The organism is Pectobacterium sp. CFBP8739 (assembly GCF_013449375.1).
In the GTDB taxonomy this organism is placed as follows: Bacteria; Pseudomonadota; Gammaproteobacteria; order Enterobacterales; family Enterobacteriaceae; genus Pectobacterium.
In genome coordinates this window covers 1-23,188 of sequence record NZ_JACDRR010000020.1, presented here as the reverse complement: position 1 = coordinate 23,188, position 23,188 = coordinate 1, and the positions used below count along the sequence as shown (strand labels likewise).

At 51.3% G+C, this 23,188-nt stretch carries 25 protein-coding genes and 1 pseudogene; 16 read left to right on the top strand and 10 right to left on the bottom strand.

Going from position 1 to position 23,188, the window contains the following annotated elements; translation table 11 throughout:
- Positions 1–32 precede the first annotated feature (32 nt).
- On the top strand, positions 33–1,259 hold the full coding sequence (locus tag H0247_RS14865; protein ID WP_180743234.1) for an aspartate aminotransferase family protein: 1,227 nt from the start codon (positions 33–35) through the stop codon (positions 1,257–1,259).
- Positions 1,260–1,406: 147 nt separating this feature from the next.
- Here the strand turns inward: H0247_RS14865 and crp are convergent, their stop codons facing one another.
- Positions 1,407–2,039, bottom strand: a complete 633-nt coding sequence (gene crp, locus H0247_RS14860; protein WP_004090925.1) for a cAMP-activated global transcriptional regulator CRP — start codon at positions 2,037–2,039, stop codon at positions 1,407–1,409.
- A 375-nt stretch (positions 2,040–2,414) separates the two neighbouring features.
- On the opposite strand from crp, the gene H0247_RS14855 reads away from it, so the two are divergent.
- Positions 2,415–2,822: an OsmC family protein gene (locus H0247_RS14855; protein WP_014916835.1), complete on the top strand. Its 408-nt coding sequence runs from the start codon at positions 2,415–2,417 to the stop codon at positions 2,820–2,822.
- Between the two features lie 118 nt (positions 2,823–2,940).
- Here the strand turns inward: H0247_RS14855 and H0247_RS14850 are convergent, their stop codons facing one another.
- The 3 genes from H0247_RS14850 to H0247_RS14840 form a co-directional block, all read right to left on the bottom strand.
- Complete coding sequence (locus H0247_RS14850) at positions 2,941–3,810, bottom strand: phosphoribulokinase (protein WP_180743233.1); 870 nt, start codon at positions 3,808–3,810, stop codon at positions 2,941–2,943.
- Between the two features lie 125 nt (positions 3,811–3,935).
- Positions 3,936–4,172, bottom strand: a complete 237-nt coding sequence (locus H0247_RS14845; RefSeq protein ID WP_180743232.1) for a YheU family protein — start codon at positions 4,170–4,172, stop codon at positions 3,936–3,938.
- A gap of 1 nt (position 4,173) precedes the next feature.
- Positions 4,174–5,178: a hydrolase gene (locus H0247_RS14840; RefSeq protein WP_180743231.1), complete on the bottom strand. Its 1,005-nt coding sequence runs from the start codon at positions 5,176–5,178 to the stop codon at positions 4,174–4,176.
- 106 nt (positions 5,179–5,284) lie between these two features.
- On the opposite strand from H0247_RS14840, the gene H0247_RS14835 reads away from it, so the two are divergent.
- On the top strand, positions 5,285–5,887 hold the full coding sequence (locus tag H0247_RS14835; protein ID WP_180743230.1) for a LysE family translocator: 603 nt from the start codon (positions 5,285–5,287) through the stop codon (positions 5,885–5,887).
- A gap of 66 nt (positions 5,888–5,953) precedes the next feature.
- Here the strand turns inward: H0247_RS14835 and H0247_RS14830 are convergent, their stop codons facing one another.
- A complete protein-coding gene (locus H0247_RS14830; RefSeq protein ID WP_180743229.1) occupies positions 5,954–7,861 on the bottom strand; it encodes an ABC transporter ATP-binding protein in 1,908 nt (635 codons plus the stop codon).
- Positions 7,862–7,986: 125 nt separating this feature from the next.
- Here H0247_RS14830 and kefG point away from each other — a divergent pair, with 125 nt between their 5' ends.
- The 4 genes from kefG to slyD all read left to right on the top strand — a co-directional run bounded on the left by kefG (position 7,987) and on the right by slyD (position 11,322).
- Positions 7,987–8,538: a glutathione-regulated potassium-efflux system ancillary protein KefG gene (gene kefG, locus H0247_RS14825; protein WP_180743317.1), complete on the top strand. Its 552-nt coding sequence runs from the start codon at positions 7,987–7,989 to the stop codon at positions 8,536–8,538.
- 1 nt (position 8,539) lies between these two features.
- Positions 8,540–10,351, top strand: a complete 1,812-nt coding sequence (gene kefB / locus H0247_RS14820; RefSeq protein WP_180743228.1) for a glutathione-regulated potassium-efflux system protein KefB — start codon at positions 8,540–8,542, stop codon at positions 10,349–10,351.
- A gap of 76 nt (positions 10,352–10,427) precedes the next feature.
- Entirely contained in the window at positions 10,428–10,622 is a 195-nt protein-coding gene (locus tag H0247_RS14815) for a YheV family putative zinc ribbon protein (protein WP_180743227.1), read from the top strand.
- A gap of 121 nt (positions 10,623–10,743) precedes the next feature.
- Positions 10,744–11,322 (top strand): peptidylprolyl isomerase, encoded by a 579-nt coding sequence (slyD, locus tag H0247_RS14810; RefSeq protein ID WP_180743226.1) that lies wholly within the window; start codon positions 10,744–10,746, stop codon positions 11,320–11,322.
- A 100-nt stretch (positions 11,323–11,422) separates the two neighbouring features.
- Here the strand turns inward: slyD and H0247_RS14805 are convergent, their stop codons facing one another.
- On the bottom strand, positions 11,423–11,641 hold the full coding sequence (locus H0247_RS14805) for a protein SlyX (protein WP_180743225.1): 219 nt from the start codon (positions 11,639–11,641) through the stop codon (positions 11,423–11,425).
- Between the two features lie 282 nt (positions 11,642–11,923).
- Between H0247_RS14805 and fkpA the strand changes: the two genes are divergently transcribed.
- The gene (gene fkpA / locus H0247_RS14800) at positions 11,924–12,742 is read left to right on the top strand and encodes an FKBP-type peptidyl-prolyl cis-trans isomerase (RefSeq protein ID WP_180743224.1); all 819 of its coding nucleotides are present in this window, start codon (positions 11,924–11,926) and stop codon (positions 12,740–12,742) included.
- A 143-nt stretch (positions 12,743–12,885) separates the two neighbouring features.
- On the opposite strand, the pseudogene H0247_RS20035 reads toward fkpA, so the two are convergent.
- The 4 genes and pseudogenes from H0247_RS20035 to eptA all read right to left on the bottom strand — a co-directional run.
- A pseudogene (locus tag H0247_RS20035) lies at positions 12,886–13,035 on the bottom strand (PLP-dependent aminotransferase family protein); the annotation flags it as partial.
- Positions 13,036–13,083: 48 nt separating this feature from the next.
- Positions 13,084–14,172 carry a two-component system sensor histidine kinase PmrB gene (pmrB, locus tag H0247_RS14795; RefSeq protein WP_180743223.1) on the bottom strand — a complete coding sequence of 363 codons (1,089 nt, stop codon included), beginning with the start codon at positions 14,170–14,172 and terminating at the stop codon, positions 13,084–13,086.
- Positions 14,169–14,837, bottom strand: a complete 669-nt coding sequence (gene pmrA / locus H0247_RS14790; RefSeq protein WP_180743222.1) for a two-component system response regulator PmrA — start codon at positions 14,835–14,837, stop codon at positions 14,169–14,171. The genes pmrB and pmrA overlap by 4 nt, the downstream gene beginning before the upstream one ends.
- Positions 14,834–16,480 (bottom strand): phosphoethanolamine transferase EptA, encoded by a 1,647-nt coding sequence (gene eptA, locus H0247_RS14785; RefSeq protein WP_180743221.1) that lies wholly within the window; start codon positions 16,478–16,480, stop codon positions 14,834–14,836. The genes pmrA and eptA overlap by 4 nt, the downstream gene beginning before the upstream one ends.
- A gap of 371 nt (positions 16,481–16,851) precedes the next feature.
- On the opposite strand from eptA, the gene H0247_RS14780 reads away from it, so the two are divergent.
- The 8 genes from H0247_RS14780 to tuf all read left to right on the top strand — a co-directional run bounded on the left by H0247_RS14780 (position 16,852) and on the right by tuf (position 23,178).
- Positions 16,852–17,574, top strand: a complete 723-nt coding sequence (locus H0247_RS14780; RefSeq protein ID WP_010296984.1) for a transcriptional regulator — start codon at positions 16,852–16,854, stop codon at positions 17,572–17,574.
- Positions 17,574–17,963 (top strand): sulfurtransferase complex subunit TusD, encoded by a 390-nt coding sequence (gene tusD, locus H0247_RS14775; RefSeq protein WP_180743220.1) that lies wholly within the window; start codon positions 17,574–17,576, stop codon positions 17,961–17,963. Before H0247_RS14780 ends, tusD begins: the two co-directional genes overlap by 1 nt.
- Positions 17,964–17,972: 9 nt before the next feature.
- Positions 17,973–18,332 (top strand): sulfurtransferase complex subunit TusC, encoded by a 360-nt coding sequence (gene tusC, locus H0247_RS14770; RefSeq protein WP_180743219.1) that lies wholly within the window; start codon positions 17,973–17,975, stop codon positions 18,330–18,332.
- Between the two features lie 20 nt (positions 18,333–18,352).
- Positions 18,353–18,640: a sulfurtransferase complex subunit TusB gene (gene tusB / locus H0247_RS14765; RefSeq protein ID WP_180743218.1), complete on the top strand. Its 288-nt coding sequence runs from the start codon at positions 18,353–18,355 to the stop codon at positions 18,638–18,640.
- A 131-nt stretch (positions 18,641–18,771) separates the two neighbouring features.
- A complete protein-coding gene (gene rpsL / locus H0247_RS14760; RefSeq protein ID WP_005969567.1) occupies positions 18,772–19,146 on the top strand; it encodes a 30S ribosomal protein S12 in 375 nt (124 codons plus the stop codon).
- A gap of 96 nt (positions 19,147–19,242) precedes the next feature.
- A complete protein-coding gene (gene rpsG, locus H0247_RS14755; protein ID WP_009111198.1) occupies positions 19,243–19,713 on the top strand; it encodes a 30S ribosomal protein S7 in 471 nt (156 codons plus the stop codon).
- 96 nt (positions 19,714–19,809) lie between these two features.
- The gene (gene fusA / locus H0247_RS14750; RefSeq protein ID WP_180743217.1) at positions 19,810–21,924 is read left to right on the top strand and encodes an elongation factor G; all 2,115 of its coding nucleotides are present in this window, start codon (positions 19,810–19,812) and stop codon (positions 21,922–21,924) included.
- Between the two features lie 69 nt (positions 21,925–21,993).
- On the top strand, positions 21,994–23,178 hold the full coding sequence (gene tuf / locus H0247_RS14745) for an elongation factor Tu (RefSeq protein WP_012772931.1): 1,185 nt from the start codon (positions 21,994–21,996) through the stop codon (positions 23,176–23,178).
- Positions 23,179–23,188 lie beyond the last annotated feature (10 nt).

Below are 23,188 nucleotides of genomic sequence, written 5' to 3'. Positions count from 1 at the left end.
TCGATATAATGGACAGCAGAGTGAGGCAGCAAATGGCAGCAGAGCAGAAAGCAGTGACACGGGATACTCACGATAAAGTGATTTTGCCAGTTTATGCACCCGCGAAGTTTGTACCCGTGAAAGGTAAAGGGAGCCGCGTCTGGGATCAGGATGGCCGCGAGTATATCGATTTCTCCGGCGGTATTGCGGTTACGGCGCTGGGTCACTGTCATCCTGCATTGGTGAATGCGTTGCAGCAGCAGGGTGAAAAGCTGTGGCATACCAGCAATATTTTCACTAATGAGCCTGCGTTGCGTCTCGCCAGTAAATTGATTGATGCGACTTTTGCCGATCGTGTGTTCTTTGTTAACTCCGGTGCCGAGGCCAACGAAGCTGCTTTTAAGCTGGCGCGTCACTATGCGGTTAAACGCCATAGTCCGTATAAAACCAAGATCATCTCCTTCTACAATGCATTCCATGGTCGGACGCTGTTCACCGTTTCGGTCGGCGGACAGCCTAAATATGCCGATGGTTTCGGACCTAAGCCTGCGGATATTGTTCATGTTCCCTTCAACGATCTGGCTGCTGTTAAAGCAGTGATGGACGATCACACCTGTGCAGTCGTGCTGGAACCGGTTCAGGGTGAAGGGGGGATTACGCCGGCTACGCCTGAGTTTTTGCAAGGCGTTCGCGAGTTGTGCAATCAGCACAAGGCGCTGCTGGTGTTTGATGAAGTGCAGAGCGGTATGGGGCGTACTGGCAAACTATTCAGCTATATGCATTACGGTATTACGCCGGATATTCTCACCACCGCTAAAGCGCTGGGCGGCGGCTTCCCGATTAGTGCGATGCTGACGACGGAAGAGATCGCCTCTGCGATGACGGTGGGGGTACACGGAACCACCTACGGCGGTAACCCGCTGGCCTGTGCAGTGGCGGAAGCCGCGCTGGATATTATCAACACGCCAGAAGTGCTGTCAGGTGTGGCGGATCGGCACGCTCGCTTTGTCAGTGAACTGGAGAAAATCAACCAGCAGTACGGCGTATTTGAGCAGATTCGCGGTATGGGGCTACTGCTGGGGGCAGAACTGAAGCCGCAGTGGCATGGCCGCGCAGGCGAGTTTCTGGCTGCTGCAACAGCGCAGGGTCTGATGGTGCTGATGGCAGGGCCGAACGTCATCCGCTTTGTGCCGTCTTTGATCATTGATGAAGACGATATTGTGCAGGGGATGGTGAAGTTCGCCAAAGCCGTCGCACAGGTGGTTAACGTAGCAAACTGATTACATTACGCCATAAAAAAACGTAGGGAACGTTTTTCAACGTTGCGTTGCGACGGCCCGTAGGGTGGCGAGCAGGAAGCTCGTAATAAAAAAGCGTGAGGCCGAGGCTTCACGCTTTTTTATTGGTAGGGTACAGCGACAGGGGGTTTAGCGAGTGCCGTAAACGACAATCGTTTTACCGTGTGCAGAGATCAGGTTCTGGTCTTCTAACATTTTCAGAATGCGGCCCACGGTTTCACGCGAGCAGCCAACGATTTGCCCAATTTCCTGACGGGTAATTTTTATTTGCATGCCATCTGGATGCGTCATGGCATCAGGTTGTTTGGCCAGGTTGAGTAGGGTTTGGGCAATACGGCCGGTCACATCAAGGAAGGCGAGGTTGCCGACTTTCTCAGAGGTAACCTGAAGTCTGCTCGCCATTTGCGCAGACAGACGCATGAGGATATCTGGGTTAACCTGAATGAGCTGGCGGAATTTTTTATAGGAAATTTCAGCCACTTCACAGGCGGTTTTTGCCCGCACCCAGGCGCTGCGCTCCTGACCTTCTTCAAACAGGCCGAGCTCGCCGATGAAATCGCCCTGATTGAGGTAGGAAAGAATCATTTCCTTGCCTTCTTCATCTTTGATTAGCACTGCGACAGAGCCTTTCACGATGTAGTAAAGCGTTTCTGCTTTTTCACCTTGGTGAATCAGCGTGCTCTTCGATGGATACTTGTGAATATGACAATGGGAAAGGAACCATTCGAGAGTTGGATCTGTTTGCGGTTTGCCGAGAACCATTCGCTATCATCCTCTGTTGTAATTCACTGCGCAAATTACAGGGGTCAGAGTTCCCTGTACGGCGTGTTTTACTGCTAAAAAAATAAAATTCAGTCTAGGCAGAATGACGTCAGGGAATATACTGAAACCACTGTACCCTTTATTTTCCGGTTGCTGCCTTGCCGCACCGTAAACGTGGCTGGGATATGTCTGGCCAGGCCATCATCTTCTTCGTTTCTGGGGTTGTCCAGAAAAGGTCTATTCTGTTTTCGTTTTAACACAGCTTGAAGGACGTGTCTTGTGTTGTCTCGCTTCAGCATGACAAAGCGCTGATTAATGCTGGTTTTTGTACAGTAACGGTATAAATTTTCAAAAAATTTTTAGTGGAGAGGCATCATGCAGGCACGGGTAAAATGGGTTGAAGGCTTAACGTTTTTGGGCGAATCTGCATCAGGGCATCAGATATTGATGGACGGCAATTCCGGTGATAAAGCACCCAGTCCGATGGAAATGGTGTTGATGTCTGTAGGGGGATGCAGCGCGATTGATGTGGTATCGATTCTGCAAAAAGGCCGCAACGATGTAGCGGATTGTGAAGTGAAATTAACGTCAGAGCGTCGCTCTGACGCGCCGCGTTTATTTACCCACATCAATCTGCATTTTATCGTGACGGGAAAAGGGTTGACCGACAAAGTCGTCGAACGAGCCGTCGCACTGTCGGCGGAGAAATACTGCTCTGTGGCACTGATGCTTGGCAAAGCCGTTGAGGTAACGCACAGTCACGAAATTAGAGTGCTGGAATAATCCCTTTCTCTGGGCACGAATTCTGGTCACTTAAGCCTGTTATTACGGGAAACACAGGGGGAGGTTCCCGCAGGGTGGCCTCACCCCTGTGGCCGCCCCGTATATTGTATCTCGATGCTTATTCGATGGCTTTCCCTTCCATTAACCGCAGCACCAGCGGCGCCATGATCAATTCCATCGCCAGCCCCATCTTCCCGCCGGGAACGACCAGCGTGTTGATGTGGGAGATAAAGGAACCCTGCAACATGGCGAGCAGATAGGGATAATCAATATTGTCCAATCCCTGAAAATGAATCACGACGAAGCTTTCGTCCAGTGACGGAATCGATTTGGCGGCGAACGGGTTGGAGGTGTCCACGGTAGGCACTCGCTGGAAGTTGATGTGTGTGCGAGAGAACTGTGGCGTGATATAGGTGATGTAGTCTTCCATTGAGCGGACGACGGAATCCATCACCGCTTCACGTGAGTGACCGCGCTCATTAACATCACGCATCAGCTTTTGGATCCATTCCAAGTTGACAATCGGCACCACGCCGACGAGCAAATCGACATGCTGTGCCACGTCGTTTTGGTCGGTGACGACGCCGCCGTGTAGCCCTTCATAAAACAAGATATCGGTAGGTTCCGGCATCGGCTCCCACGGCGTGAAAGTTCCGGGAACCTGATTGTAGGGAATGGCTTCGTCGTAGGTATGAAGGTATTTACGCGTCTGGCCGCGGCCGTGTAGGCCATATTCGATAAACGACTGTTCCAGCAGGCTGAAGTCATTCGCTTCTGGGCCGAAGTAGCTGATGTGGCGCCCTAAATCACGCGCTTTGCGAATCGCCATGTCCATTTCCGGGCGGGTATAGCGGTGAAAGCTATCGCCTTCCAACTGGGCGGCACGTAGGTCAAACTGCTGGAAAATCTTACGGAAGGCCAAACTGGTTGTTGTCGTTCCCGCCCCGCTGGAGCCGGTAACTGCAATAATCGGATGCTGATGTGACATAAGGCGCGTAACTCCGTGATCGCGATACACGCATTGGCTGAGAGCCCGCGCGCATCCTCAAAAGTGACGTAAGTTTTTATCATTGTTAGCATGTTTGGCGCATTCTTTCACGCCTTTCGGCATGCTCAATAGGGGGGATGTCCTCCTTCATTGAACTGGTCACGCGGCATAATATTGAGGGTCTCATGTAACTCAGACCATACCAGCACCACCTCGCCGGACTTGAGCTGTCTGCGGATATCTTCCACTTTCTGCGCCAGCGACCGCTCCTGTTCGCCGTAATCAGTACCTTCCCGCAGGACGAAAGATTCGATGATGTTATCCAGCGTTTCTGGATCGAGTTGTTGCCAGGGAATAATCACGCTAGGGTTCCTGCGTCAAAGGGGAATCGGTGGCGTGGTCCAAAAATGGGCTAAGCCAGTTGGGAATACGTTGTTCCAGCCACATTTCCGGTTTCATCAGCGTTCCACCGACGAAGCCGACATGCCCGCCGTGTTCTGTTAGCTGATATTCAATATTAGACGGTAACTGCGACAGATCGGGGATCACCTCTGACGTCATGAAAGGATCGTCCTTCGCATGGATGATGAGCAGCGGTTTACGTATCTGAGGCAATAGTGGTAGAGCGCTACAGCGTCGATAGTAGTCGGCGGCGTCGCGGAAGCCGTGGATACGTGAAGTAATGACGTCATCAAACTCGCGTAACTGGCGGATGCGTTTCAGTTGCGGCAACTGAATCGGCAGCGTGTCCGGGTAGGCTGCCAGCTTGCGGCCGGCGTTTTGCTTCAGCAGTCGCAGCAGGTAGTGCTGATAGACACGGGAGAAGCCTTGTTCCATACGACGGCTACAGGGTTCGAGCATCAATGGCGCGGAAACAATGACGGCAGCAGAGAGATAGCAGGATTCGCCTTGCTGCGCGAGCAGGTAGGCCAGCATATTGCCACCGAGGGACACGCCGATGGCGGCGGTAGGGGCCTCGCCCAACGTCTCCTGCATCCAGTGCAGAAAATAGCTGGCATCGCTGGTTTCGCCGGAGTGATAAATACGCTTCATCCGGTTGGGTTTCCCGCTGCATCCACGAAAATGCATGATGACGGCCAACCAGCCGCGCTGTTGACAGGCATGCAGCAGGCCGTGGGCGTAGGGGCTATGAAAGCTCCCTTCCAGCCCGTGAAACAGTACCACGCGCGGTTTGTGCCGTGCCTGTTCGGGCGCTTCGCTCCACGCCAGATCGACGAAATCGCCATCCGGTAACTCAAGCGATTGCCAGACGGGCGAGAACTGCGCGTGACGGCGAATCAGACGCGGCAGTAGCGTTTGCAGATGCGGGTTATGTGCGCCGCTCAGCGGACGAAAATGGTCATACATAAAAGATATGGGAATCTTGTTGTTGGCTCTTGTACGATCAATATCACACTGTTAGCTTCAATGCTGCCAGTTGGTACGATATTTGGGTCAGGAGCGCCCACAAACAATGGAACTGAGTTTATTTCTGTCGATGTTAGGTTTTTTGTGGGTGGCGGCCATCACGCCGGGGCCGAATAATATGCTGTTGACCACCTCGGGCGCGAATTTTGGTTTTATGCGTTCACTGTGGCTGATGATCGGCATCATGCTGGGCATGCAGAGCATTTTGCTGCTGGTGGCATTCGGTGTCGGTGGGCTGATTCTGATTTACCCTTCGCTGCACGTTATCCTGAAAGTCCTCGGTAGTGCCTATTTGCTCTGGCTGGCGTGGAAAATCGCCACGGCGACTTACGAGCGGTTGGAAACCTCCGTTGCGCCGCCCAAGCCGATCCGGCTTTACCAAGGGTGGTTGCTGCAATTCCTGAACCCGAAAGCGTGGCTCATGGCGCTGGGCGCGGTGGCCAGTTTTAGTCTGGCGGGTGAAGGTTATAACCAATCTGTGATCGCGATAAGCATCGGGATTGTGCTGGTGAATTTGGTGTCCGGTGTTATCTGGCTCGGATTTGGCACGATGATTGGGCGACTGCTGCGCAGTAAGAAAGCGTGGATTATCTTTAATGTGTCGATGGGGCTGCTGACCGCCGCCTGCGTGTTGTTAATTTGGCATTAATACTGGTGTGATAACGTCGCGAGCGGTGTTTTGCTCGCGACGCCTTTCCGGCGAGATAGACCAAATTTACTCGCTCTGCATCATCTGCTCTAGCTGTTCCTGCGCATCCAGCCAAGACATTTCCGCTTCTTCCAGCTCGATTTTGACTTTGGTTTGTTGTTGCAGGCAGTCGGTGAGTTCGGCCTTGCGGCTGATGTCGTAGATTGCGCTGTCCGCTAATCGAGCTTCAAGTGCCGCCAGTGTTTCTCCCAGCTTTTCCATCTGCTGTTCAAACTTAGCGATCTGTTTGCGCAGTGGCTGGGTTTGCGTTCTCAACTCAGCTTCACGGCGTTTCTGATCTTTTCTGCCCTGAGCGCTGTTGGCGGCGTTCTCCTTTGGCGTTTCAGCCGCCGCATTTTCCTGACGTTGCAGGCCGACCAGCCACTGTTGGTAATCTTCCAAATCGCCGTCGAACGGTTCGACTTTCTGGTCGTGTACCAGATAGAGATCGTCGGTGGTTGAACGGATCAGGTGCCTGTCGTGCGAAACGACAACTAACGCGCCTTCAAAATCGATTAACGCCTCGGTCAGTGCCTGACGCATATCCAGATCGAGGTGGTTGGTCGGTTCGTCGAGCAGCAGGAGATTTGGACGCTGCCAGACGATCAGCGCCAGTACCAGACGGGCTTTTTCGCCGCCGGAGAAACGTTCGGTGATCTCGGTGACCTTATCGCCCTGAAAGCCGAAGCCGCCGAGGTAGTCGCGCAGTTGCTGTTCCGTTTCCCGCTCTGCCAAGCGCACTAGGTGTTGCAAGGGTGACTCATCTGCACGCAGAAACTCTAACTGATGCTGGGCGAAGTAACCGAGCTTCACGCCTTTTGCCAGCCCGATTTCCCCTTTGAGTGGGGCAAGTGTGCCAGCAAGCAGCTTGATCAGCGTGGATTTACCCGCGCCGTTATGGCCGAGCAGCCCGATACGGGAGCCCGGCACTAAATTGAGTTTAATCGATTCCAGAATCAGCTTGTCGCCATAGCCAGCGCTGACCTTTTCCATCTTCATTAATGGATTGGGCAGCGATTCCGGGGCGCGAAAGCTGAAGCGGAAGGGATTATCGACATGCGCGGGCGCAATCAACTCCATGCGTTCCAGCATTTTTATCCGACTTTGTGCCTGCTTGGCTTTGGTCGCTTTCGCGCGGAAGCGGTCAATATAGTGTTGCAGATGCGCAACGCGTTCCTGCTGATGTTCATAGAGTGACTGCTGTTGTGCAAGACGGGTGGCGCGCTGACGTTCAAACGAAGAGTAGTTACCCGTGTACTCATAGAGCGACTGCTGTTCGATATGCAGAATTTTGGTCACGACCGGATCGAGGAAATCGCGGTCGTGTGAGATGAGTACCAGCGTGCCCGTGTAGTTTTTCAGCCACTTTTCCAGCCAGATGACCGCATCCAGATCGAGGTGGTTAGTCGGTTCATCGAGCAGCAGCAGATCGGAGCGACAGATCAGCGCCTGCGCCAGATTCAGACGCATCCGCCAGCCGCCGGAAAAGGCGCTGACGGGCTGCTGTAACTGTGACTGAGAAAATCCTAGCCCATTGAGCAGGCTAGAAGCTCTGGCTTGAATCGTCCAGGCCTGAATCGCATCCAGCTTGCCGTGCAGTGTGGCAATGGCGTTGCCGTCGTTCTCTTCGTTGGCGGTCTGCAACGCCGCTTCCAGTTGTCGGAACTCGCGATCGCCGTCAATCACGTAGTCCAGCGCGGGTTTGTCCAGCGCCGGCGTTTCCTGATTAACCCAGGCAAGCGACCAATTTTGCGGGAATGTCGCGCTGCCGCCATCGGCGCTGATTTCACCTTTCAGTAAAGACAGCAGGGTAGATTTACCACAGCCGTTCTTGCCAACCAGACCGACTTTCTGGCCGGGATTAACCGTTGCTGTCGCGTTGTCGATCAGAACGCGTACACCACGTCGAATTTGCAGCGAAGAGAAAACAATCATAAAGCGCCGTATGTTCAGAGTATGTTAAATTATGGACATCTCAGGACACGCGGTGTCCTGTTTTTAGTCGTTGCGCAGCATGGTAACGGAAAACAATTATCATGACGACGCTTTGGAGGGGAATGATGTCGCAGCCACCGAAGATTTTGCTGCTGTATGCCCATCCGGAACCACAGGATTCGGTAGCAAACCGAGTCTTATTGCACCCGGCGCAGCAGTTGGCGAATGTAACCGTGCACGATCTTTACGCACACTATCCTGATTTTTTTATCGATATCCATCATGAACAACAGCTGCTGCGTGAGCATCAGGTCATTGTTTTCCAACATCCATTTTATACTTACAGCTGTCCGGCTTTGCTGAAAGAGTGGCTCGATAGGGTGCTATCCCGCGGCTTTGCCAACGGAATTGGCGGTAATGCGCTGGCGGGGAAATACTGGCGCTCGGTGATTACGACCGGTGAACCGGAAGATGCCTATCATCCTGACGGGAGTAATCGTTACCCGATGGCGGATTTGCTCCGTCCGTTTGAGCTGACGGCAGCAATGTGCCGTATGCACTGGATGCATCCCATGATTATTTACTGGGCGCGTCGGTTACAGCCTGATGTGTTGTTGGGGAAAGCCAAAGCTTACGGTGAGTGGCTATCCTCCCCTTTACCTGAAGAGGAACGCTAATATGGAGAGTTCTGCGCTACTGACTGCCGGAGTCTTGTTTTTGTTTGTGGCGGTCGTAGCTGTACCGATTGCAGCCCGATTAGGCATTGGTGCCGTACTGGGCTATTTGATCGCCGGAATCGCCATTGGCCCTTGGGGACTTGGTTTCATCCGTGATGTGGAAGCGATTCTGCATTTCTCGGAGTTGGGTGTCGTTTTCCTGATGTTCATCATTGGTCTGGAATTGAATCCCTCCAAGCTCTGGACGCTGCGTCGTTCGATCTTTGGCGTGGGGGCGGCTCAGGTCGGGCTGAGTACGCTGATTTTAGGTGGAGCCCTGTATCTGACGGATTTCTCGTGGCAGTCCGCGCTGATTGGCGGCGTCGGGCTGGCGATGTCGTCAACGGCCATGGCGCTACAGTTGATGCGCGAAAAGGGCATGAACCGTAGCGAGTCCGGGCAGTTGGGGTTCTCTGTTCTGCTGTTTCAGGATCTCGCGGTAATTCCTGCGTTGGCGCTGATCCCGATTCTGGCTGGCGTGCAGGGTGACTTCGGCGATTGGGAACGGATTGGGCTAAAGGTCGCTGCGTTTCTCGGCATGCTAATTGGCGGTCGTTATCTGGTGCGTCCGCTGTTCCGCTTTATTGCGGCATCCGGCGTGCGCGAGGTGTTCACCGCCGCTGCGCTGTTGCTGGTGCTCGGCTCTGCACTGTTTATGGAAGCATTGGGGCTTTCCATGGCGTTAGGCACCTTTATCGCCGGTATTCTGCTGGCGGAAAGCGAGTATCGGCATGAACTGGAAATTGCCATTGAGCCGTTCAAAGGCTTGCTGCTTGGACTGTTCTTTATCTCTGTAGGAATGGCGCTGAATCTCGGGATCCTCTACACCCACATCGTGAAGATTATGGTTGCGGTGCTGGTGCTGGTGGCAGTAAAAGCGGCTGTACTGTATGTCCTTGCGCGAATTAACCGGATGCGCCGCTCCGAGCGCTTGCAGTTTGCCGGGGTGTTGAGTCAGGGCGGTGAGTTCGCTTTCGTCCTGTTTTCCGCAGCAGCTTCATTCAACGTATTGAAAGGCGAGCAATTGCCGCTATTGCTGGTGACGGTGACGCTATCAATGATGACGACGCCGCTGTTGATGCAGTTGATCGACCGCATTCTGGTTCGTCGTTACAACGTACAGGATGTGCCGGATGAGAAACCGTATGTCGAGGACGACGAACCGCAGGTGATTGTGGTGGGTTTCGGGCGTTTCGGACAGGTGATTGGTCGCTTATTAATGGCGAATAAAATGCGGATTACCGTTCTGGAGCGTGATATCAGCGCCGTGAGCCTGATGCGCAGCTATGGTTATAAGGTTTATTATGGCGATGCCACGGAGCTGGAACTGCTGCGATCGGCGGGCGCGGATAAAGCGCGCTCAATCGTGATCACCTGTAATGCGCCTGAAGATACGATGGAGATTGTGCATCTCTGTCAGCAACATTTTCCAAATCTGGAGATTCTGGCGCGGGCCCGTGGGCGTGTTGAAGCTCATGAGCTGTTACAGACCGGCGTAAAACATTTCTCGCGCGAAACCTTTTCCAGTGCGTTGGAGTTAGGGCGTAAAACGCTGATGACGGTGGGCATGCACCCCCATCAGGCGATGCGTGCGCAGCAGCACTTCCGCCGTCTGGATATGCGTATGCTGCGTGAGCTGATGCCGCAGTTGACGGGAGATGTGGCACAAATCTCCCGTGTGAAAGAGGCGCGCCGTGAGTTGGAAGATATTTTCCAGCGGGAAATGCAGCGTGAGCAGCGTCGGCCTAGTGTGTGGGATGAAGACGACGAGTAAGCGCCAATAACGCCTAGTAGAATAGGTTCTAGATTTCAGGATCTAGATTTTAGGGCGGAGATGAATGGGAGTTATCATGCGTAAACGCTTTATTGCAGGAGCCGTGTGCCCGACGTGTCAGGCGCAGGACACGCTGGCGGTTGGACGAGAGGATGACGTCGAGGTGGTGGTATGCGTGAAGTGCGGATATCGCCAGAGCCAGACAGAGGAACCTGCGGCTGCATCTGCCCCGTTGGCTAACGAGATCATCGGGATCTTTAGGCCTGAATAAGGGAGATGTGTCCATGATGGCATTGTCATCAACCGTTGACGTTTTTTGATTCCGGACGGTACATAGGGACATTTTTCAGCTACAATTTGCGCCAGTTTGATTTCCAACGGTAGGAGATATCATGAAAGTAGCAAAAGATCTGGTGGTCAGCCTGGCCTATCAGGTACGTACAGAAGACGGTGTGTTGGTTGATGAGTCTCCGGTGAGTGCGCCGTTGGACTATCTGCATGGTCACGGTTCCCTGATTTCTGGTCTGGAAAAAGCGTTGGAAGGCCGTGAAGCAGGCGAGAAATTTGATGTGAACATCGGTTCCAACGACGCTTACGGCAACTATGATGAGAATCTGGTTCAGCGCGTACCAAAAGATGTCTTTATGGGCGTTGACGAGTTGCAGGTTGGCATGCGTTTCCTGGCTGAGACCGATCAGGGTCCAGTGCCAGTTGAAATCACCGAAGTTGAAGACGACCACGTTGTTGTTGACGGCAACCACATGCTGGCAGGCCAAAACCTGAGCTTCAACGTTGAAGTTGTTGCTATCCGCGAAGCAACGGAAGAAGAGCTGGCGCACGGTCACGTTCACGGCGAGCACGATCATGAACACGGTGACGGTTGCTGTGGCGGCCACGGCCATGATCACGACCACGATCACCAGCACGGTAAAGGCGGCTGCGGCGGCCACGGTGGATGCGGCTGCCACTAATGAGTCATAGCGTATAAAAAAAAACCTCAGGTTGATGACTATCACCTGAGGTTTTTTTATATCTGACCTGTCTTGAGCGCTAATATCATCGGCGCAGTTCTCAATAATGCGGCGGTGGTGTCTCTTCAGATTGGGGGGCAACGAGCGACGTTTGCTGGTTGCGTAGCCTGTCGGTGAGTAGGCGTACGTGTTCGCGCAGGCGGCTAATTTCCCGTTCGTGCTGAATCACTGTTTGGTTGAGTTCTTCTATGGTGACTTCCTGAAAAGCCTGTCGGCTTTCCAACTGTTCGAGCCGTTCTTCAAGTGCTGATGGTGACATCGCGATTCCCCTTACTTCTTGTTACCCGCGAGTTTGTCAGAAAGCGGAAACTTCTGGTAGTAAAAACGGTCGCAGTAGGGCGCAATGAGCCTTACAACGTGGGGCATATCGTTGCCAGATGGCCTTAGGGTGACAAAAATGATGTCGGAAAAGCTTCCTGACGTTTTTTATCAAAGGATTGTCGAGTGCGTCGTTGTGTTGTCTTCGTCCGCACAGTTATAGTAGGCGCGAATATATTTTAATGATGGCTGGAGCGCGTTGCTCCAGATGCTGGAGAAATGGATGAAATCACTGTTTAAAGTAACGCTGTTAGCAACAACGATGGCTCTGGCTCTGAACGCAGGCCAAGTTTTGGCGGCAGACAAGGCGCAGGCGTCTGACAATGCTGCGGCAGCCAAATTCAAGAACGATGAGCAGGCAGCGGCTTATGCGTTAGGAGCATCTTTAGGGCGTTACATGGATAACTCTCTGAAAGAACAGGAAAAACTAGGCATTAAGCTGGATAAAGATCAGCTGATTGCTGGCGTGCAGGATGCTTTTGCTGACAAGAGCAAGCTGACTGACGAAGAAATCGAGAAAACGCTGCAAGGTTTTGAAGGCAAAGTTAAAGCCGCCGCTGAAGCCAAAATGAAGCAAGATGCGAAAGATAACGCGGACAAAGGTACTAAGTATCTTGAGTCCTTCGCTAAAGAAAAAGGCGTGAAGAAAACGGAATCCGGCCTTCTGTATCAGGTTGAGAAAGAAGGTAGCGGCAACGCGCCGAAGGACAGCGATACTGTTGTGGTTAACTACAAAGGTACGTTGGTTGACGGTAGCGAGTTCGACAACTCCTACAAACGTGGCGAGCCACTTTCTTTCCGTCTGGACGGTGTGATTCCTGGCTGGACCGAAGGCCTGAAACACGTTAAGAAAGGCGGCAAAATCAAGCTGGCTATCCCACCAGCACTGGCCTATGGCGAAAACGGCGTGCCTGGCATTCCGGCTAACTCCACGCTGGTGTTCGACGTTGAACTGCTGGACATTAAATCCGACGCTGATCTGAAAGCAGCGGATGATGCGAAAGCTGAAAAACCAGCCGCAGAAGAAAAAGCCGCTAAATAAGCATCGCGATAACGATGATATAACCGCAGGTTTCGGCCTGCGGTTTTTTTTGCTTTAAAACGATTGTCTGCGATCTCATCCTTCTTCCCGCAAACGGCTTTTAATGGCGTTTATCCTCGGCACAGTGCATGCAGTACCTTTGCTAAGTGTTCGACCTGCAAGCCATCGGCGTCTAATGGGATCGGCACGCACGTGAGTCCGGCCGCTTCAAATGCCTTGCGTGCGCCATGGTACACGGGATCTTCAAGGCAGATCCGATCGCCGGCATCCAGCAGGACATTCGCGCACAGGGATGTGCTGTCCAATCTTAAAGGAATGTGTGCTACCGCTTATATTGTCGTTCAGACGGCGTTTAGGGATTCGTCAGGGATGGTAAGCACCACGCGGGCGAGGGTGCCGGAACCTTGCGGTCGATTACTCAGGAAAAACTGCCCATCGTGCAATTGAGCAATACGTGTCACGATACTCAGTCCGAGGCCGATACCGCCATAGCGGCTGTCCATGCGGACAAATGCCTTGCTCAGCTCACCAACCTTACTTTCATCAATACCCGGACCTTCATCTTCGACCTGCAATTCAAGATGTTGCAATGTTTTCAAACTTACAGTGATTTGGCTGGCTTCTGGGCTATAACGGTAGGCATTTTCTACCAGATTGCGTAACAGAAGTTGAAGGAGGGTGGCATCACCGAGGATGGCGGTATCGTCGTGGGGTAAAATAAATTTCAGTGTCTGCTGGCGTTTTTGCAGCATCTCAGCGAGTTCATCTTGCATGGGAAAAATCACATCTTTCAGGAACGCGACATTCTGATGGTGGCCTGCTGAAAAACTTTGTCCAACACGGGCAAGCAGCAGAAGCTGTTCTACCGTTTTCACCATTTTATCAATACGTTTGATAAGGGCGCTGCAATCGATCTGATGCTGTTGCTGGTGTAGTTCAAGATGTAACCGAATACCGGATAACGGCGTGCGTAATTCATGTGCGACATCTGCAGTAAAGCGTCTATCGCGTTTCAATGTATCGTCCAGACGTTGAAAAAGCTGGTTGATACTGTGTGTGACGGCAGCGATCTCTTTTATATCACTCTGTTGCGGTAAAGGTTCTAGGTTTTCGGCTGTGCGTTCCTGTAATTCTTCCTGTAAACGGGAAAGTGGACGAGTGATCCAACTGACGGCCTGAGCACACATGAGCAATGTTAATATGACCATGACCAAACTTGGAATGCTCAACGAGGCAAGCGCTTCATGGATTTCTTGCTCGACCTGCATATTTTGGGCGCTGGCGCTTAGCGACCTATCGACTAACAGACTGATTTGCTCTTCGCTTTCGTGCCAGAGCCAAAGTACGCTAATCATTTGGCAAACCAGTAAAATACCACCCAATGTCAGCACTAAACGCAGACGCATGCTGACGACGGCATCGTCTTTCATGGTTGTTCACCTTTAGTCAGCAGATAGCCAAAGCCTCGTAGTGTTCGGATTCGGTCTTTCCCTATTTTCTGCCGTAGGTTATGGATATGCACTTCTAGAGAATTGGAGGACGGGTCATCGCTCCAGGAGTAAATATCCTGATGCAGAACTTCTCGATGCACTTGGGAGCCTGCTTTAAGTACCAAACGAGACAGTATCGCGAATTCTTTTGGTGTCAGAACCACTGGTTTATCGTCGACGAGAACCTGTTGATTGTTTAAATCGAGTATGATGTTGTCGGCGCGTATCAAGCTGTTACTTGAACCTTGATTGCGGCGAATCAATGCACGTACACGTGCTTGTAGTTCTGTCAGGGCGAACGGCTTGGCGAGATAATCATCTGCGCCCATGTCTAGCCCGTTGACGCGGTCGTTGATTTTATCCCGCGCGGTTAAGATAAGTACGGGATGCTGGTAATCATTTTTACGCCAACGAGCGAGCAAAGTAAGGCCATCTTCGTCAGGTAACCCCAAATCGAGAATCACTAAGCTATAATGTGCGCTGTTGAGGAACGCATCTGCTTCTTTAGCTGTGCCTGCGCAATCGCAGGCATAACCTTCGTGACCTAATGCCAATAATAATCCTTCCTGCAACAGCTTATCGTCTTCAACAATCAATAATTTCATGTTGCCTTGTTCCTACATGGCTGAAGGATATCGAGCTGAGGCTGATATTCTTTCGTAGTGATAGTAAACATCCCCAGTATGGTATGGAAAAGGTTATCTTGCGAATATGCTTGCTGTTTCGCGTTCTGACGTAGGCAGGTGTCCTGAATCGTTTGCTGTTGCTGATAGCCTTGCGATAACCACATCAGCATTGGCACGTGTGTTTGCTGCGGCGGCGCAATGGAGTAGGGCATGCTATGCAGGTAGATGCCGTTTTCTCCTAATGATTCACCGTGGTCGGACAGGTAAACCAGTGAGGTATTAAACTTGTCCTGATGCTGTTTCAATAAATTGATCGCTTTATCTACAACAAAATCGACATACAGGATCGTATTATCATACGTATTGGTCAGCGCTTCCTGCGTACAGGTTTGAATCTGGTTGGTATCACACGTTGGAGTAAATGTCTTAAAGGTATCAGGGTAGCGCTGGTAATAACTCGGGCCGTGGCTACCGATTGTATGTAATACGATAATTCCGTCGTTATCGAGCTTATTGATATAATCTTCAACGCCGTGAAATAACGCGTCATCATGGCATTCGCCATTGGTGCACAATTCCGGTAGTTTCAGCGATGTCACGTCAACGGTTGGTACACGTGTGCAGGCATCTTTACAGCCGCCGTCATTTTCCTGCCAGAGCACATTAACCTTTGCCCGTTGTAATATATCCAGCAACCCTTCCTGATGGCTGGCTAAGTCACCGTTAAAGCTTTGGCGTGGCATGTTGGAGAACATGCAAGGAACAGAGACGCCCGTCGACGTACCGCACGATGAGGTGTTTTCAAAATAAACCACACTGTCTTTTGCTAGCAGCGGATTTGTTTCTTTCTCGTAGCCGCCCAGCGAAAAGTTTTGCGCCCGAGACGTCTCTCCTACGACCAGAATAACCAGGTTCTTTTTTGCCGTCGGGGACGATGACGACACTTTATGCGCGTCCAGACCAATTTGCTCCAAAGGCAAATTAGCCAACACGCTGTGTTTATGGTAGGACAGGCTGGCCGCCACAATGTTACTAGGCGTAATCGCTTTTACCAGCTCTTTGTTATTACGCATAAACGAGGCGTAATCTTTATAAAAGAACGCTGCGACAGATAAAATGGCGAATAATGAAATAATGACACTAAGAAAGCGCATGCCAATATAGAGCGCTGTCGGCTTGGCGGGCTTTATTTTTATCCAGACGGCGAGCGCGGCGGGAATGACACCAATAAAGAATATCCAGGCGACAAGCTGTGGTGTAAGCAGTGAAAAAGATTCGTCGGCCGTGGTCTCCATAATATTTTGAACCATGGTGCGATCGATGATAATGCCGTAGTTCAGCATGAAATACTGTGCGGCAGCGCCAGTCAGCAGGAAAAAAACAATCACTGTCTTACGCAGATAGGGCAATGCCAGAAGAGTGAAAAGAATATTCAGTACCGCGAAAATTACAACGGGCATGCTGAGAAAGAAGGGAATATTGCTCCAGTCTGTCATGTCCAGCAGTTGCAGCGTCTGACGGTAGTAAGCGATGTTCTGGAGCAGAGTAATAAAGGCAGAAAAGATCAGCACGAACGTGATGCTGCTTAGGTGTGGCCTGCCCAGCGGTATGCGCTTTTTCATATACGTCTCTCGTGATTTCCATGAATGAGAGGAAAGAAGAGGCAAACTTTAGCGGGATTAAATTAATACAACCTTAAGAGGTAGCCCGTTAAATTCGGGGACGCGAGAGTGGACATTTGCTAGACTATGTCCCTTGTCAACACAAAATAAAGATACCCGTCATACTTCAAGCTGCTTGTGCGTTGGCCGCCCTGACTCGCCCCAGTCACTTACCTGAGTAAGCCTCGGGGGATTTGCGCGGTTGCTGCGTTACTAGGCCATAAATGGGCCTTGCCCTAAAGGGTCAACGCAGAACGTTGTTCAAAACGCTCACGTTTTGTCACGCAGCTCGAATTATTTAGGGGATAATGATGCTGAGGGTGGTGTCTGCCATGTCTAATTCGCTTGTATCTGGCGAATCTTATGAGCTTGATTTGCTGGATGAACGTCCTTTCAGCCAGACGGACTATGAGATCCTGAAATCGTATGAAGCGGTGGTTGATGGCTTGGCCATGTTGATTGGCGAGCATTGTGAGATTGTGTTGCACTCGCTTGAGGATCTTAAATGTTCCGCCGTGCGTATTGCGAATGGAGAACATACCGGCAGGAAGATTGGCTCGCCGATTACGGATCTTGCATTGCGTATGCTGCATGACATGGCAGGTGAGGATAGCAGCGTATCGAAGGCCTATTTTACCCGAGCAAAAAGCGGTGTGTTGATGAAGTCAGTCACGATTGCAATCCGTAATCGCGATCAGCGCGTGATAGGGCTGCTGTGCATCAACATGAATCTGGATGTGCCCTTCTCCCAGATTGTGCAGACCTTTATCCCACCTGAAACGCATGATGCTGCATCTTCTGTTAACTTTGCGTCGTCGGTTGACGACCTCGTGGCGCAAACGCTGGAATTTTCGATCGAAGAAGTTAATGCGGATCGCAACGTCTCCAATAATGCGAAGAATCGCCAGATCGTACTGAGCCTGTATGAGAAAGGCATCTTTGATATTAAAGACGCCATCAACCAGGTCGCTGAACGTCTCAATATTTCCAAACATACGGTCTACCTTTATATCCGTCAATTCAAAAGCGGCGACTTCAGCGGACACGAACGTTGATGCTGAGTTACTGTTTGCTGGTGACTGGCCCTGCCTATGGTACCCAGCAGGCGAGCAGCGCGTTGCAGTTTGCGCAGGCGCTGTTGGCTGAGGGGCACAGGCTGAAAAGTGTGTTCTTCTATCGGGAAGGCGTGTTGAATGCCAACCAACTGACGTCGCCCGCTAATGATGAGTTTGATCTTGTACGCGCCTGGCAGCAGTTGGGGGCAACGCATCAGGTGGCGCTGAATGTCTGTGTTGCTGCTGCGCTGCGCCGAGGCGTAACCGATGCACAGCAAGCCACCCAGCTCAATCTTGCCGGTGCAAACCTGCAACCCGGCTTTGTTCTTAGCGGGCTGGGGGAATTGGCGCAATCGGTGCTGACCTGCGATCGGGTTATTCAGTTTTAAGGTAGCGTTATGAAGCGAGTCGCATTTGTTTTTACGCATTCTCCACACGGGAGCGCTTCTGGGCGAGAGGGGCTGGATGCGCTATTGGCGATGTCTGCCCTGACGGAAGACATTGGCGTATTTTTTGTCGGCGATGGTGTACTTCAACTGCTGCCACAGCAACAGCCGGACCAGATTTTGATGCGTAATTACATCGCAACGTTTGGCGTGCTGCCGCTGTACGATATCGACAGTTGTTATCTGTGCGAAATGTCCGTGCGCCAGCGTGGGTTGAATATCGATACCGACTGGGTTTTGGATGTGGAGCTGTTAGCGCCGGAAGCCTGGCGCAGCAAACTGGCTAGCTATCATTCCATCCTTTCATTCTAGCGACGGATCTCTCTCCATTTATGCTGCATACACTTTCATGCTCCCCTTATCACGCTGACCTCGATACGCTATTACGTAGCTTGGGTAACGGCGATGTTGTTGTCCTACTGCAGGATGGTGTTATCGCGGCTCTGGCTGGTGGAAACATTATCCACCGTCTTCTTGATTCCGCGGTTCCTCTCTATGCGCTCCGGCCTGATGTCGTCGCGAGAGGCATGGCTGAACAAATTTCAAACAGTATCGTGCTCATTGACTATAATGAATTTGTTCAACTGACAGTGGAGCACCCGCAGCAACTCGCATGGTAACGTCGAATTTTTGACTATTTCTTGACTCCTTCCACTGCCAGCCCTAAAATTCCGCGTCCTCATACTTTGCCTTGCGCAAACATGAGACGATTTATTACGTGTTTACGAAGCAAAACCCAGGAGCTTTTTTAATGGCAACAATTAACCAGCTGGTACGCAAACCACGCTCCCTGAAGGCTGCTAAAAGCAACGTTCCGGCGCTGGAAGCATGCCCGCAGAAACGTGGCGTATGTACTCGTGTATATACTACCACCCCTAAAAAACCGAACTCCGCACTGCGTAAAGTATGCCGTGTTCGTTTAACTAACGGTTTTGAAGTTACCTCCTATATCGGTGGTGAAGGTCATAACCTGCAGGAACACTCCGTGATCCTGATCCGTGGCGGTCGTGTTAAAGACCTGCCAGGTGTGCGTTACCACACCGTTCGTGGCGCGCTGGACTGCTCAGGTGTTAAAGACCGTAAGCAATCCCGTTCCAAATACGGCGTGAAGAAGCCAAAGGCTTAATGGTTCTCCGTTAAGTAAGGCCAAACGTTTTAACTTAAATGTCAAACTAAACTCGTAGAGTTTTGGACAATCCTGAATTAACAACGGAGTATTTCCATGCCACGTCGTCGCGTCATTGGTCAACGTAAAATTCTGCCGGATCCTAAGTTCGGATCAGAACTGCTGGCCAAATTTGTAAACATCCTGATGGTAGATGGTAAAAAATCTACTGCTGAAGCAATCGTCTATACCGCGCTGGAGACCCTGGCTCAGCGTTCTGGTAAAGATCATCTGGAAGCTTTTGAAGTAGCTCTGGACAACGTTCGCCCGACTGTCGAAGTTAAGTCGCGCCGCGTTGGTGGTTCTACTTATCAGGTACCAGTAGAAGTCCGTCCGGTTCGTCGTAATGCGTTGGCAATGCGTTGGATCGTAGAAGCTGCTCGTAAACGCGGTGATAAATCTATGGCTCTGCGCCTGGCGAACGAACTTTCTGATGCAGCAGAAAACAAAGGTACTGCTGTTAAGAAACGTGAAGACGTTCACCGTATGGCCGAAGCTAACAAGGCGTTCGCTCACTACCGTTGGTAATCCCTTCGCTGTAGGCATGCTAACCAAGCGGGCGCTAAAAATAGCCAACCCGCTTGGGTTAACTAAATTGAACGCCCTAGTATATAGAGGATACAAATGGCTCGTACAACACCCATCGCACGCTACCGTAACATCGGTATCAGTGCGCACATCGACGCCGGTAAAACCACTACTACCGAACGTATTCTGTTCTACACTGGTGTAAACCATAAAATCGGTGAAGTTCATGACGGCGCAGCTACCATGGACTGGATGGAGCAGGAGCAGGAGCGTGGTATTACTATCACTTCCGCAGCGACTACTGCATTCTGGTCTGGTATGGCTAAGCAGTATGAACCGCATCGCGTAAACATCATCGACACCCCGGGACACGTTGACTTCACTATCGAAGTAGAACGTTCTATGCGTGTACTTGATGGTGCGGTAATGGTTTACTGCGCAGTTGGTGGTGTTCAGCCACAGTCTGAAACCGTATGGCGTCAGGCAAACAAATATAAAGTTCCACGCATTGCGTTCGTTAACAAAATGGACCGCATGGGTGCTAACTTCCTGAAAGTTGTTGGTCAGATCAAATCCCGTCTGGGCGCGAACCCTGTTCCGCTGCAGTTGGCAATTGGTGCTGAAGAAGGTTTCACCGGTGTTGTTGACCTGGTGAAAATGAAAGCCATCAACTGGAACGATGCCGATCAGGGCGTGACCTTCGAATACGAAGATATCCCGGCTGATATGCAGGATCTGGCTGACGAATGGCACCAGAACCTGATCGAGTCCGCAGCTGAAGCTTCTGAAGAGCTGATGGAAAAATACCTGGGTGGCGAAGAACTGACTGAAGAAGAGATCAAAAAAGCTCTGCGTCAGCGTGTTCTGAACAACGAAATCATCCTGGTAACCTGTGGTTCTGCATTTAAGAACAAAGGTGTTCAGGCGATGCTGGATGCAGTAGTGGATTACCTGCCATCTCCGGTTGACGTACCTGCGATCAACGGTATTTTGGATGACGGTAAAGACACGCCGGCTGAGCGTCACGCAAGTGATGAAGAGCCGTTTGCTGCGCTGGCGTTCAAAATCGCTACCGACCCGTTTGTGGGTAACCTGACGTTCTTCCGCGTGTACTCTGGTGTTGTTAACTCCGGTGATACCGTACTGAACCCAGTTAAATCAGCACGTGAACGTTTTGGTCGTATCGTTCAGATGCACGCTAACAAGCGTGAAGAGATCAAAGAAGTTCGTGCAGGCGATATCGCTGCTGCTATCGGTCTGAAAGATGTAACGACGGGTGACACACTGTGTGATCCAGATAACGTCATCATTCTGGAGCGTATGGAATTCCCTGAACCGGTAATTTCGATCGCGGTAGAACCAAAAACCAAAGCTGACCAGGAAAAAATGGGTCTGGCATTGGGCCGTCTGGCTAAAGAAGACCCGTCTTTCCGTGTATGGACTGACGAAGAATCTAACCAGACTATCATTGCTGGTATGGGTGAATTGCACCTCGATATCATCGTTGACCGTATGAAGCGTGAATTCAACGTTGAAGCGAACGTGGGTAAACCACAGGTTGCTTATCGTGAAGCGATTCGTGCGAAAGTTACCGATATCGAAGGTAAACACGCCAAACAGTCTGGTGGTCGTGGTCAGTATGGTCATGTTGTTATCGACATGTACCCACTGGAGCCTGGCTCAAACCCGAAAGGTTACGAGTTCATCAACGACATCAAAGGTGGTGTAATTCCTGGTGAATACATCCCTGCCGTTGATAAAGGCATTCAGGAACAGCTGAAAGCGGGTCCTCTGGCTGGTTACCCAGTGGTTGATCTCGGCGTGCGTTTGCACTTCGGTTCTTTCCATGACGTTGACTCCTCTGAATTGGCGTTTAAACTGGCTGCTTCTATTGCCTTTAAAGATGGCTTTAAGAAAGCAAAACCTGTTCTGCTTGAGCCGATCATGAAGGTTGAAGTTGAAACGCCGGAAGAGAACACTGGTGACGTCATCGGTGACCTTAGCCGTCGTCGTGGTATGCTGCGCGGTCAGGAATCCAACGTTACTGGCGTTGTGATTCACGCTGAAGTTCCGTTGTCTGAAATGTTCGGATACGCAACTCAACTGCGTTCTCTGACCAAAGGCCGTGCTTCTTACTCCATGGAGTTCCTGAAGTACGATGATGCGCCTAACAACGTTGCTCAGGCCGTAATTGAAGCCCGTGGTAAATAAGCCTCAGGGTTAAAACAAAATCCCGTGCTCTCTCCATACGGGGAGAGCATTTGAGTAAGGAATATCGCCGTGTCTAAAGAAAAATTTGAACGTACAAAACCCCACGTTAACGTCGGTACTATCGGCCACGTTGACCATGGTAAAACAACGCTGACCGCTGCAATCACTACCGTTCTGGCTAAAACCTACGGTGGTAACGCACGTGCATTCGACCAGATCGATAACGCGCCAGAAGAAAAAGCTCGTGGTATCACCATCAACACGTCTCACGTTGAATACGATACCCCGTCTCGCCACTACGCGCACGTTGACTGCCCAGGACACGCCGACTATGTGAAAAACATGATCACCGGTGCTGCTCAAATGGACGGCGCGATCCTGGTTGTTGCTGCGACTGACGGCCCAATGCCTCAGACCCGTGAGCACATCCTGCTGGGTCGTCAGGTTGGCGTTCCTTTCATCATCGTGTTCCTGAACAAGTGTGACATGGTTGATGACGAAGAGCTGCTGGAACTGGTTGAGATGGAAGTGCGTGAGCTGCTGTCTCAATACGACTTCCCAGGCGACGATACGCCAGTAGTTCGTGGTTCCGCGCTGAAAGCGCTGGAAGGCGAAGCTGAGTGGGAAGCAAAAATCATCGAACTGGCAGAGCACTTGGATTCTTATATCCCAGAGCCAGAGCGTGCAATTGACAAGCCGTTCCTGCTGCCAATCGAAGACGTATTCTCTATCTCCGGCCGTGGTACCGTTGTTACCGGTCGTGTAGAGCGCGGTATCGTTAAAGTCGGTGAAGAAGTTGAAATCGTTGGTATCAAAGATACCGCGAAATCTACCTGTACTGGCGTAGAAATGTTCCGCAAACTGCTGGACGAAGGTCGTGCAGGTGAGAACGTTGGTGTTCTGCTGCGTGGTATCAAGCGTGAAGAAATCGAACGTGGTCAGGTACTGGCTAAGCCGGGTTCAATCAAGCCACACACCAAGTTCGAATCAGAAGTGTATATCCTGAGCAAGGATGAAGGCGGCCGTCATACTCCGTTCTTCAAAGGCTACCGTCCTCAGTTCTACTTCCGTACCACTGACGTAACGGGCACCATCGAACTGCCAGAAGGCGTAGAGATGGTAATGCCGGGCGACAACATCAAGATGGTTGTTACCCTGATCCACCCAATCGCGATGGATGACGGCTTGCGTTTCGCAATCCGTGAAGGCGGCCGTACAGTAGGCGCGGGCGTTGTTGCTAAAGTTATCGCTTAATCGCTGATAA